The organism is Paenibacillus sp. FSL R5-0623 (assembly GCF_037974265.1).
Lineage (GTDB): Bacteria > Bacillota > Bacilli > Paenibacillales > Paenibacillaceae > Paenibacillus.
In genome coordinates this window covers 3748953-3761823 of sequence record NZ_CP150233.1, presented here as the reverse complement: position 1 = coordinate 3761823, position 12871 = coordinate 3748953, and the positions used below count along the sequence as shown (strand labels likewise).

The window sequence follows — 12871 nt, the reverse complement described above, 5'->3', positions numbered from 1 at the left end:
AGACTTCAAGAAAAGAATCCCTGGTCTCGCTCTTCTGACGGGTATCACCTATTTACCTTATGGCCAGTCCAAGTTGTCCTCTCACCATCGTAAGCCATCTTTGAATGAGAGTAATCATTAAAAAGCAATTCGGATTAAATCCGAATTGCTTTTTCTAGCTGTCACTCTTCGATCGAATTCATAATAACTTTAAGCTTTGCGAAGCATTTGTCTATCGCTTAGCTGTGAAAGCATATCCTTCGTCATGGTCTTCAAGTCGTAGCGGGCATGAAATCCCCATTCTGTTTTCGCTGCCGTTGCATCAATAGAATGCGGCCAGCTATCGGCAATCGCCTGTCTCTTCGGATCAACGTCATAATCGAGGATAAAGCCGGGAAGCTCATCCCGAATCGCTGCAGCGATCGCCTCCGGGTCCACGCTCATTGCGGTGACATTAAATGAGTTTCGGTGTATCAACCGAAATGAATCCGCTTCCATTAGAACAATGATAGCGTTCAGGGCATCCGGCATATACATCATGTCCATGTTGGAGTCTTTGGCGATATAAGATGTGTATCGGCCGGCTGTCACGGCTGCGTAGTAAATTTCAACAGCATAATCCGTCGTCCCTCCGCCGGGAGGCGTCATATAAGATATCAAACCTGGGAATCGCAGCCCCCTAGTATCCAGGCCGTATTTGTGAAAATAATAATCACAAAGCAGTTCGCCGGACACTTTGTTCACGCCGTACATCGTATTGGGCCTCTGGATCGTATCCTGCGGGGTATTGTCTTTCGGAGTCAAAGGACCAAAAGATCCAATGGAGCTTGGAGTGAAAAATTGGCAGCCGAGCTCCCTGGATATTTCAAGTGCATTCATCAATCCGCCCATATTCAAATTCCAGGCAAGCAGGGGTTTCTCCTCTGCGGTAGCTGACAGCAGCGCAGCCAAATGAATGACGGTATCCACTTCGTATCGCTTAGCGATTTCGAACATCGCCTTAGCATTCGTCACGTCCAGCAGCTCGAATGGTCCGGATCGGGTAATTTCGTGGGATGATGACTTGAGATCCGTAGCAACGACGTGATCCTGACCATAAATTTCACGTAATTTAACAACTAACTCAGAGCCGATTTGGCCCAGTGCTCCGGTCACCAATATCTTTTTCATAAGACATTCCTCCCGAAATATACTCCCGTGAATGCAGCTAAATCCGCTTCATTTCCTTGCCAACTTTCTCATAAACGGAGATCACCTGTTCCAGCATCTCCTTGGTATGGGCAGCTGTCGGCATGTTGCGTATTCTTCCGGTTCCTTTCGGAACCGTCGGAAACACGATTGCCTTGGCGTAAACGCCTTCTTGATAAAGTCGTTTGCTGAACTGTTGGGTGGTTACTTCATCCCCAATGATACAAGGTGTGATCGGCGTTTCGCTTTGGCCTACATCATATCCAAGCCGGCTCAAGCCATTTTTCAAATCATTGCCGTTCTCCCACAGCTTCTCGATCAGCTCTTTGTCATTCATCAAAATGTCGACAGAAGCGTTGCAAGAAGCGATTGCAGCCGGAGGTAGCGATGTCGAGAACAGAAACGGACGGCTTCTCAGCTTCAACCATTCAATCAGTTGTTTTTTACCCGCCACATAACCGCCGACAACGCCAATCGCTTTGGAAAGAGTACCAATTTGAAAGTCAATGCGGTCGGACAATCCATAATGCTTCACGGTTCCCGCACCTGCTCCGAGAACGCCCGAACCGTGGGCATCATCCACATAAGTAATCAGATCGAATTCTTCTGCTATTTTCACGATTTCGGGCAGCTTTGCTATATCACCATCCATGGAGAAAACCCCGTCGGTGATGACCATAATTTTATGGTACTGACCGGATTCCTTGGCATCTTTCGCCTGCTGTCTTAAATCATTCATATCCGAATGCTTAAAGCGAATCACCTTGGCTCTCGACAGGCGGCAGCCATCAATAATCGAAGCGTGGTTCAGCTCATCTGATAAAATCGCATCATGCTGGTCCATTACCGCGGATATAGCAGCCATATTGCAGTTAAATCCCGATTGATACACGATAACGGCTTCCGTTTTTTTGAAACGGGCCAGTTTTTCTTCAAGCTCAATATGAAGATCCATCGTACCATTAATTGTTCTCACAGCCCCTGCGCCTGCCCCGTATGTCTGCGACGCCTTAACTGAAGCATCAATCAGCCGGTAATCTGTTGCCAGTCCCAAATAGTTATTGGAAGACAAATTGATTAGGGACTTTCCGTCGATACGAATAACGGGACCATTTGCACCCTGCAGCGTATCGATGACGTTATATAGACCTTTGGTCTTTAGATCTTCGATGTTCGAACTTAAAAATTGGTCCAATGCTTGACTTGACATTCCATTCCCTCCTCGATATACGCATGTCCTCGTACAGGAGACATAGTATTCTTCAAAAAAACCTTGTTATAAAAGGAAATAAACTAATTTCAATGTATCATCATTTTTATTTTTTGTACACATGTGGTGGACAAAAAATAAAAATATCCGCAAAAAAACATAGCGATTGCTTCCCCCATTCCCGGAAGCAATCGCTACTTAATCTTTGCTTATATCTTTTGCTGCTTGGTAGTTTGCGATACCATGCCGATTAGATACACGACAAATCGGTAATCGGTATAAGTTCTTGTCTTCGGCTCGGGACATGAACTTGTACCGATAAAATTAAAAAAAGCCGCTAAAATAGCGACTTCAATGGAAATATGTTCTTGTCCCTCGACACCCATCCGTAAGGTTTAGTTTACCTAAGCCAATTTTTCAAATACAGACCAAGGCGATTCATATTCATTAATCCATTTTTTTATCACCACTACCTGCGAAAGATATATAAATTTCTAATTGGTCTCAATATATGGATAAATGTGTCTATCTGTATCTATGTTTCTCATAATTATATTTTATATGGTATAATATTCCAAAAGTATGAAGATATTTCCGCTATGGAGTACTGGCCGATAACCCCCCATTTATTGAGCAGACACAATTATTTTGATGAGAAACTCTATTTCAACCTGTGAGGTGATTTGATGAACAAGATTTTAGCGATCTCGATTTTGGGAATGGGATTAACAGGTGCTGTTTTAATCATCTCAATTGCTCTGTTGTTTAACCCCTCAATAGGAAGTGTGTTGAAGATAGTTACTGCTGCTTCAACATTATCTTTTATTATATTTGCTGTTTCGGCTTTGATATTTCGTCGGCGATTAGATGATGAAAATAGAGAGTAATATATTTATACTTCCTCGATTTAGGACGAATGATTCCCAGTAGCAATCCTAACAATGTTTCTGCTTATCTTCAGAAAATAATGAAATATATCTCCTCCAACATGCATTCTCCCCCACAAGCACCCATGCCAGAAAATAGAATCTTCTGTTTTAAAATATATATAGGCAGTGGCTTTCTATACCTTGTTTTTCCATAACAGTCCAATATAGTTATACTTCCCCCCCATCTTCTTGTCAATAGGCTTATATAATGGACATAAACCGTTCTTCAAGTAGTTGAAGTATACCGTACCATTCTTCCCGTTCGATCCGTTGTTTCTCTGTGTAGAGCGTTTGAATGGTTCTACAAAGTCACTTCTACTAAGCTTACAGCATGTAAGATTGTCTACGGATTAGCCCTTTTTCGTGATTTAAATACTCATACGTATATACATAAAAAGGATCGTCAGCATTTCTGCAACGATCCCTGTTGTCAGTCCGCTAATTAAAATCAGTAGCTGATCAATTTGATGCCTTATTAAGTTTAATCTCGACAATAGATCGGTTTCTTTATAACGATCTCTCTTAAGCTTTTAGATTCTATAGGATAGCAGTGGATTTAATCTTGAGCTTCTTCGAACAACTCTCTGAGCATCCGATCCTTGTTATTTACAAACTCTTTCATAATCATATAATGGTCGGTTTCTTCCAAAACTTGGACTTCAATCCCATCCGGCTTTAGATTGTAAATAATCGAATCTGGATATGCCATAAGGATTGGGGAATGGGTCGCAATTATAAATTGAGAGTTTTGCAAAACAAGTTCATGGATTCGTGTCAGCATCGCCATTTGGCGAAGGGGAGACAGTGCAGCCTCAGGCTCATCCAGTATATATAATCCATTCTCCCCGAACCGATGAATGAAAGTGGAAAAGAACGACTCTCCGTGGGACTGCTCATGCAAGGACTTGCCACCGTACGATTCTATAATAGGGCGAGCAAATGAAGGTTGGCTGTCCAACTCATCGATCGTCGTGGCTAAATTATAATAACTTTCTGCCCGGAAAAAGAAGCCATCCTTCGGGCGTCGCAGACCTCTGATCAATTGTATATATTCATATAAGCTCGAGTGAGTAGCCTGGGTTGAAAAGGAAAAGTTGACCGTCCCACCCTCCGGGTTAAATCCCCATGCGACAGCAATGGACTCCATCAGTGTAGATTTGCCCATCCCATTTTCACCTACGATATAGGTTACCTTGGGGTGGAAATCAAGAGTATTTAGGTTTCGAATGACCACCAAATCAAAGGGGTAACAATTATAGGTGGGTACTTGTTGCCTCTTAAGCTGAATTTGTCGTAAATAGGGATGGTGTATATTAATATAGTTCACTCCCTTTTAAAACTTTGATCGTTATGCTTACCTATGTTGGGAAACGCTGACTCATGTTAGTCTCGCCTTTTAGTTTACTCCATCAAACAAATAATACCACATACCGAAACTAACCTGCCCGTTAGTTTAATGAAACAGATAAATGTTCTAATCGACATCGGTACCAGTTCTTAACCATTTCAAGAATGGTACTAAGTTCTTGACTTAGATCGGAAGAACCAATTCCTGATACAAAAATCAAACGAAGTCTTATATTAATGTGGGTTTTATCTCGCCATAGGAGTTCCATCATACTACTATTTAGATAACTACCTAATCTGAAATGACACAATGTACTTGTCCTTTTGGCAATGGAACCAAGTTCTTGTCCTCAGCTCGGGACACTGCCATTCTTATTCATATGAAAAGAAACCCGCAGAATCTACGGACCTAATTGTTTAATACATGATGTTCCCTCATAGTGTTTCAAATCACGAAAATACCCCACGATTACGGACCGCTCGATATGCACCAAGTACAACTACACCCGTAAACATTCACCTCTCTCCACTGCTTTGATCTAAACCTTAAATTGCTCTCGCATAATACATCCACAGTGCAAAAAATACGATTAAAACAAATAATAAGCAAGTTAGTAAGGTGTAGAATATCAAGGGATTAAAGAAACCGGCGATCACGGAGGCAATGCCCAGACCAACGAGAATGATTGCTGTGCTGAGTGTGCCGGCTCTCTGGAGTATCATCACACTCCGCTCGTCATTCTCCTCAATATACTGCTTCTTCAGCTCGGCTTCATTATTACTGGCTTTTATATACCTGACGAGGAAAAAAGCGACGGCCAATTCAACCCCGATAAAAGCGCCTGTGTGAAATCCCTTTATAAAACTAGGTAAATCGGGTAGTCCACCTCGGTAAAATATAAGTCCTACATAGATCAATAGTGTAGCAGCAGCTACCAGTGACAGTACGTTTTTGCGAGTTTTTACTTTAATCTTGTACTTGTCCATTTACATTTCCTCCACTTCGCTGAAATCAAAAACATCTTCAATGGCGAGTCCGAAAAAATTGGCAATTTTGTAAGCAAGAATAAGGGAAGCCGTATATTTTCCCCTTTCAAGAGAGGTGATGGTTTGCCGGGTAACACCAACAATTCGTCCCAGTTCTTCCTGTGACAGCTTATGCTGCTTACGCAGTTCTGCAATTTTTGTCTTCAAGTGATCACGTCCTTGCAATGTTTACTTTGCATTTTTAGCATAGTTCACTTTGCATTATGTGTCAAGTTCACTTTGCATTATTACTTACATCTGAATGCAAAACAAGCCAAGCCCCTCTTTGTAAAAGGAGGGCTTGGCTCGGTTGATTTTGTTTATATAAGATGCGAGAAGAGTTTACTTTAACAGAGCAAATGGTTGAAGCGCTTGGTGTTACCCCTATAGAAACGTATGTAGGCCGTGACTTAATGTTTGTATTGGAAAGTGAAAAAGCGGTTCAAACCGCTACACCTGATCTCTGGAACCATAGATGGTATACTCGTACACTATTTATTCGGGTCTCGGTGCCACTTATCATCTCCCATTATTCTATCAACAATATGATGAGCTTCCCAAGCAGCCGCCATCTCTAACCCTTCACATTCTTCGCGAGTAGAAGGTCTAATCTCTCCCAAATGATATATTTCATACCCTCCTGATATCCTATCAATGATACAGGCAGGTGGGGGCCACGCCTCTTCTTCATCCGGGAACGGACGATTCTCAACGACCAGCCAATCACCTGATTTCAGTACATCATCATATACACCCACGATAAATTGGTATTCCTCTTCTTGAGGTATCTCTTCTATCGTGTCACTTATCACATTATAGATTGCAATGCTGGCATCTTTAAGCCTTCTCCCAAAGGCAAACTTAGCGTTAGGCAGAGGTATAGCGTAGATATCACCCAATTTTATTCGTTTACGTCTCGTATTTTTCACGGTTTTCCAAACTCCTTTATTGAGGTTTTAAGTTAGTATTTTTCAAGTTCTGTCTTTAAATCCTCAATTAGTATATCGACTTCTAATACAGCAGAATCAGCATTATTTAAGAATATTGAAGGTTTAAAACCCTCTTTTTTTAAATTGGGTAGAAAATCGTCTATGAACTCGTACAAATCCATACTTTTACTTGAGTAAATTTCCCAACCATCAGTTGCACAGTATTCCGCGAATTCTTTCTTAGGCCAAAATGGAAGTAATTTATTACCTTTATCATCTTCAGTAACTGACCAACCATTCTCATAAAGCCCCCACACTTCTTCTGAATCTACTACTTTTTTGATGAAGTATTCATAACGAATATTTGCAGGGAGATTGATGACTGATTCAAATTCTTTCTGATTCATATTTCCTCCTAATGATGTTGTCCTTCGACAAGAGTTGCAGCCGATGAACTAAATTATCAAGTCTAAATATAAACGACCGACTCCCAGGTAGAAATATTGGGAATCGGTCGTAAGCCAATTTTAGAGTATGAGATTTCAGGTTCTTCGGTTTGCCCGGCATCTGTTCCATCTGATCTTCATTCTCCGTATCGGAAATTGCAAATTACTGTTCTTTATACACGCGTACATAATCCACTTGCATAGTCGCCGGGATATCGGAGGCGTTTGGGGTACGGCCACCGTCAAAGTTTCCGCCGATTGCCAAGTTCATAATAAGGTAGAACGGCTCATCAAAAGGTGCATTCGGATTATTCGGTGCAGCTGCGGAATACCACTGCTCGTTAGTGACTTTATAGAAAAACTTGCCATCCACATACCATTTAATGTTGTCCTCTTCCCAGACTACCGAGTACACATGATAATCATTGGCAAAAGTTTGCCCCGCCGGGAAGTGATAATCGCCGCCCGAATACTGGTTCCCAGGCCATTGTCCACCAAAGTGTATGGTACCGCTTACTGATCCAGGCAGACGGCCTCTCGCTTCCATAACATCAATTTCACCTGATGCAGCCCAAGTGCCGTATACCGAATCTTGTGGAAGCATCCACAGTGCTGGCCATACACCATCACCTGTAGGAAGCTTGGCACGAAGATCGACTCTGCCGTATTTCAAGGATAGTTTATCCTTGGTGTTAATCTTTCCTGAAGAATACTGCGCATACCGATTCGGATCCTGCGGGAAAGATTTGCTGTCGTTAATGGCTTTGATATTCAGCTTCCCGTCCTGTACATATACATTTTGAGTGCTGTTTGTGTAGTGCTGCAGTTCTGCATTTCCCCATCCCCAAGTACCGGGATCGTTATTGAGATAATATCCTGTTTCATAGTTCCATTTACTTGTATCTAGCGTAGTTCCGTTGAATTCATCCTGCCAAATGAGATTCATGCCCGCGATTGCCGGGTCGGTTGGTGTTCCGATGGAGATATCCTCTTGATCGGATACATCCGGACGCGGGGCATTTGGATTGCCGATGAAGGTATAGTTGACGAAGTTGTTGCCAATATTTCCACCAGTCTGTCCATTCAGCGGATATCCAATACGGATCTGCATATTTTCTTGGATTGGCTGGAACCAAAGACCATAGACATAATCGGCCCAATAACCCCACTGGTTGGCATCGGACATATTGTTATACCCATTACCGGAGTATACAAATTTGCTCTGGCTGGAGTTACTCAAATCAACCCATTGCCCATTGATGTTAATTTGGTATACAAAATTACCTAGTTCCTTGGCGATTGGCGCCCCTCCATCAATTTTCGGAAGCGGAACCCCGATGGACCCATTTGCATCTGCTGTAAAGGTTGTTCCTTCGTATGGCGTAATGACATATGAATTTCTTGTAGGTTCATTAAACGTAATCGTATAAACCAGATTAGCCGAAGAAGTCTTTGATTCCAATTTGACATTGATCGACTCCGTTACGTTAAACCAGTACCCACCGCCGCCATCCGTGAATTGGCCAAAATTTTGATCGTAGATCCAGCCGCTGGCTGCGTTATTGTCAATATCAATCCAGGTGCTGCTGTTTACAGGTTTGACATACACCTTCAAATCATCCGCAATAGCTTCATAAGTGACGGCAGGATTATTGTTGAACGTTGGATATGTAAAGCCTGCACCGCCTGTGAAACTTGCAGTGATTTGTGGACCTTGTGTCGGATTCATCGCTGTGATGGTTGTTTTGTTGATGTTTTGGAATACAAGTTGATACTCCAGCTTAACACCATTCGCTTTGGAGTACAGTTGAATCTCGGTTGTTGCGGAGAGGGTGAACCAATAGCCAGTGAAGCCGCCATCACTCCAGTGCCCCCAGTTTTGGTTATAGATATAACCGCCTGCCTGGTCGATATCAACCCAGTTGTTGCCCATTTTTACATTAACGCCCACATCACTGTGAACATCATTCCATGTCGCGGAGCCTCCATTGAACTTAGGCATAACAAATCCGTAGCTGGCCTTGCCAACCCCTGATTTTGAAATAACAGGCCCGTCTGCGGGTGAGAAGTACTCCATTGAGGTTACGGTAGTTCCGGCTGCCTGAACCTTTGAAGCTGGCAGTATGCCAACACTAGTCAGCATCACAATCACAAGCAACATACCGAGTACCTTTTTCATAAACCGTTTCTCCCTAAAGTGAGATGGATTCATAATTGCCCTCCTTTAATAGAATAATAACTTCTCCCAATCCATGCGCATTAAGGAAATCGCTTACATGAAGGGATATCTTTATTCTATCGAATAGGTTAATTCGCTGAAAAGGTACAATTGTTTTTGTGATATCCCATTTTTTTGGCTTTTGATTCAATCTGCCTTCTGCCGCATCATCTGTCGGTACTCTGTGGGTTGGATCTGCATCACAAGTCGGAACGCGCGTGTAAAGCTTTTGTAGCTTTCATAGCCTACCATAGCAGCCACTTCAACAATTTTATAATCGGTTTCGGCGAGAAGCCGCCGCGCTTTATCCAGACGCACATCTCGTAGGTACTCAGCAAAACCCTTACCAATATTCTTCTTAAACAGATTTGAGAAATAAGCATAATTAAGCGATACATGATTGGATACCATCGCAAGATCCAGCGGTTTGTGGTAACTCTCGTGAATATAACGAATGGCTTCATTTAGATCCTGCGAATGGCGATAGCTGCATTTATAGTCATAATAGAACTGATTCAGCCGAAGCAGCTGCTGTTGCAGTGCTTGTATATACTCACGCATCCCTTGATAATCAAAGAGATTACGCAATGATTCAAGGTCCAGCACTTCTTTCCCCATATAAGGGTGAATAACTCGTTCGTATTCCTCCATCATCTGAACGGTAGCGGCGCAGAGCTGTTGAGTATAGCGAATAGGATAACGTTGCAGCACCTTTTTGTGAAATATTGCAGAAATACCCTGAGTAATTGTTCCGCTGTTATCTGTTCCAACCGACTGGAACAGTTCATATAAGTCTTCATAGGGAAGTTGCCACTGCTGTTCCATATGCTCAATATGTGCTGGGAAGATACTGTACTGATCAGGAAACAGATAACTGTGGCGATAGAGCTCAAGCACTTGGGTATAGCTGTCTGGTAGTTCTTTTAACCCCTGAATCGGGTTAGTCATGGCCGTTATGGCATCGATCTTTCCTTCCTTGAGCGCTGCAGGCAAAACACTTGGATCTATGGATGCATCCACCGCAAGGATCAGGTATGGGCGATGTTGCAGGCAAATACAACCTTGTCTGCCAAACACACGATACGCAATGGCTTCCATGCTATGGGCGCTGCTGGCTCCGGGCTGGTTCATGCAAACTTCTTCCCGCAGTAGGGCTAGGCGATAATTACGCCATAACGCATAATGTTGTTCCTCAATCTGAAGAATCCATGCGTCATCACTTAACGCACCTTGCATAAACATTCTTAATTCTTTACGATCGGTCTCTTGGGCGAGACGGGATACACGCTGCATATTATGCGTAAGTGCCTGCCGTGTCTGGATCTCTTGCCACACATGCTCCAGGGAATGTTGCAGATCCTCTCGCTTCAAAGGTTTGAGCAGGTAGCCCTTTGCCCCAAGCCCGATCGCTTTTTGGGCATATGTAAAATCACTATAACCGCTGATAATGAGGTATTCCACATCCATGTATTCCTCTTTGGTTTGAGCCATGAGTGCCAACCCATCCATATCCGGCATCATAATATCGGTAATCACGATGTGAATGCAATGCTGCCGCAATAGGCCCAGCGCCTCAATCCCGCTCGCGGCACAGTATATGTTGTTCAGCTCCAGAGGAAATTGATGCAGCATGGCCTGCAGGCCATCACGAATGTGTTTTTGATCGTCCACAATCAGGATATTAATCATGCTCTACCACCCTCCAAGATTTACATTTTCCCAAGGCAAGCGTATCGTTACGCAGGTATATGCACCTTGCACACTATCAATCCAAAGACCGCAATTCTTGCCATAATGAAGCTGCAATCGCTTATTCACGTTTTCCAAACCAAGTCCGCTCCTGCTAGTCACCATCGGTGTATCCGATTCGCTCTGCAGTACTGCCTGAAGACGGTGTAACATCTCAGGCTCTAACCCCTCTCCGTCATCTCTTATGTTAATGAATAGCAGACTGTCATTCTCCACAGAAAAGGTAATCTCTATAGATACCCTGCCACCTGAAGGTGCCCCGTGATGAACGGCATTTTCAACGATGGGCTGCATACACATCTTGGGAATGGCGTAGCGAAGTATTTCCTGAGGAAGATCCGCGGTCATAACAATACTGCCGCCTTCCATAAAGTTGATAAATTCAATATAACTTTGGATATTGGCAAGCTCCTCACGAAAAGCAACGGTATCGCTACGCCACTGCATGCTGTAGCGTAGTTGGGAGCCCAACGACACCAATGAATTGGCTATAGCAGGCTGCCTCTGTACCTCTGCCACCATCCGGATCGATTCCAGGGCGTTATATAAAAAATGGGAGTTAATTTGCGAATGCAGGGAGTGCAACTGTGCGTTTTTGGCAATTAACTGCTTATCCACGACCTGTGTCATTAAACGTTTGACCTCATGTAACATTTTATTGTAGTTCACCGCCACCTCATCGATTTCATCTCCTCTTTCGTTCTCATCCAGGCCTGTATCAATCATTGCATCCAGCTCGCCTTTCCGTACCTGACGCATGGATATCAGTACGCTGTCCAACCGCCGGAAAATACGCCGCGTCGTTTGGGATACGAGTAGCATAATCAGCAGCAATACACATAATGTAATCGTTACCACAAATGCATACCAACTGCGCGGTCCCTTCATCAATGCCTGATGGGAAGCAATATCGACCACATAAGTGTTCAATGGAGGGATGTATCGATACAATACATAGTAACTCTGATCTCCCACCCTAACCTGAAGCGGGCTTTCCTGCGGCGATATATCCAGCTGGTGATGAATACTGCCAAGGATCTCCTTCAGCGCCTTCCCGTACTTCTCAGAAAACTCATGCTGAGGATTGTAAACATACTGGGGAGAATCGCTTGCGTTCATCAACACCGAAAAGAAGTCCCCCTTGCTCTCCTGGAGCAGGTCGCTGAAAAATATGCTGTGGGGAACTCGCACTTCCATAATACTAGGGCGTTTTTGTTCCTGCCCTTGAAGGCGAACCAGACGATAGTAGGATAAGGTGTGCTCACCATCCCTAAAAGAAAATAAGCGGTAAGCCGCGCCACCTTCATCCCGAAGCTTTACCCAATAATCCTGCGGCGAAAATTTCTTGTAATGATAGATTTCAGGCCAGATTTCATACAAGTTTGGGTTATCAACGTAAAAGCTAAGCTCACTGATCATCGCATTGCTTTGAATGATATTAAGCATTTGCTCAAACTGGTTTTGCTTAAACTTCACCAGACGCAGTCCATCCACAAGCATATTGGAATGAATAAAATCCACAAATGACTTTTGAGTAAGGGCTGTGTTGGAAGCGTTCTCAATTGTATCCATTCTTCTGCGCAATTGTTCATTCAGCCATGAAACGTGGCTGTTGCCCGTTGCCATAGCGTCCTTATATAGCTGGGTTTCTTGCATGCGGATATACACAAAGGAGATCAAAATAACAGGTATGGCAATCATCAGGCTAAATGCCAGAAACAGCTTTTGGGATATACGGGCATTGCGATAAAGCTTCCTCAATCTCGTTAGCAGGTATTTCATTCTGATGTATTCACCACCTTTGTTATACCATATATTACTAGTTAGCTGATCGTTAACAATGTAGTAGG

The 12871-nt window shown here is 43.3% G+C and carries 11 protein-coding genes; 1 reads left to right on the top strand and 10 read right to left on the bottom strand.

Features of this window, described 5'->3' with window-relative positions; all coding sequences use genetic code 11:
- Window positions 1–189: 189 nt before the first annotated feature.
- Both MKY92_RS16425 and MKY92_RS16420 read right to left on the bottom strand, forming a co-directional pair.
- Window positions 190–1149 carry an NAD-dependent epimerase/dehydratase family protein gene (locus tag MKY92_RS16425; RefSeq protein WP_339296936.1) on the bottom strand — a complete coding sequence of 320 codons (960 nt, stop codon included), beginning with the start codon at window positions 1147–1149 and terminating at the stop codon, window positions 190–192.
- A 37-nt stretch (window positions 1150–1186) separates the two neighbouring features.
- Window positions 1187–2377, bottom strand: coding sequence for a glycine C-acetyltransferase (locus MKY92_RS16420; protein ID WP_339296935.1), 1191 nt, complete (start codon window positions 2375–2377; stop codon window positions 1187–1189).
- Between the two features lie 686 nt (window positions 2378–3063).
- Here MKY92_RS16420 and MKY92_RS16415 point away from each other — a divergent pair.
- The gene (locus MKY92_RS16415) at window positions 3064–3264 is read left to right on the top strand and encodes a hypothetical protein (protein ID WP_339296934.1); all 201 of its coding nucleotides are present in this window, start codon (window positions 3064–3066) and stop codon (window positions 3262–3264) included.
- A 598-nt stretch (window positions 3265–3862) separates the two neighbouring features.
- Here the strand turns inward: MKY92_RS16415 and MKY92_RS16410 are convergent.
- The 8 genes from MKY92_RS16410 to MKY92_RS16375 form a co-directional block, all read right to left on the bottom strand.
- Window positions 3863–4618 carry an AAA family ATPase gene (locus MKY92_RS16410; RefSeq protein WP_339301816.1) on the bottom strand — a complete coding sequence of 252 codons (756 nt, stop codon included), beginning with the start codon at window positions 4616–4618 and terminating at the stop codon, window positions 3863–3865.
- A gap of 581 nt (window positions 4619–5199) precedes the next feature.
- Window positions 5200–5640, bottom strand: coding sequence for a hypothetical protein (locus MKY92_RS16405; protein WP_339296933.1), 441 nt, complete (start codon window positions 5638–5640; stop codon window positions 5200–5202).
- Window positions 5641–5847 carry a helix-turn-helix transcriptional regulator gene (locus tag MKY92_RS16400; RefSeq protein ID WP_076215179.1) on the bottom strand — a complete coding sequence of 69 codons (207 nt, stop codon included), beginning with the start codon at window positions 5845–5847 and terminating at the stop codon, window positions 5641–5643.
- Window positions 5848–6170: 323 nt separating this feature from the next.
- Window positions 6171–6608 carry an Imm26 family immunity protein gene (locus MKY92_RS16395; RefSeq protein WP_339296932.1) on the bottom strand — a complete coding sequence of 146 codons (438 nt, stop codon included), beginning with the start codon at window positions 6606–6608 and terminating at the stop codon, window positions 6171–6173.
- 32 nt (window positions 6609–6640) lie between these two features.
- On the bottom strand, window positions 6641–7015 hold the full coding sequence (locus MKY92_RS16390) for a DUF2750 domain-containing protein (protein ID WP_076250519.1): 375 nt from the start codon (window positions 7013–7015) through the stop codon (window positions 6641–6643).
- Window positions 7016–7217: 202 nt separating this feature from the next.
- Window positions 7218–9266, bottom strand: a complete 2049-nt coding sequence (locus tag MKY92_RS16385) for a glycoside hydrolase family 16 protein (protein WP_339296931.1) — start codon at window positions 9264–9266, stop codon at window positions 7218–7220.
- A 153-nt stretch (window positions 9267–9419) separates the two neighbouring features.
- Window positions 9420–10961 carry a response regulator gene (locus MKY92_RS16380; RefSeq protein ID WP_339296930.1) on the bottom strand — a complete coding sequence of 514 codons (1542 nt, stop codon included), beginning with the start codon at window positions 10959–10961 and terminating at the stop codon, window positions 9420–9422.
- Window positions 10962–10964: 3 nt separating this feature from the next.
- Window positions 10965–12803 (bottom strand): histidine kinase, encoded by a 1839-nt coding sequence (locus MKY92_RS16375; protein WP_339296929.1) that lies wholly within the window; start codon window positions 12801–12803, stop codon window positions 10965–10967.
- Window positions 12804–12871: the final 68 nt, after the last annotated feature.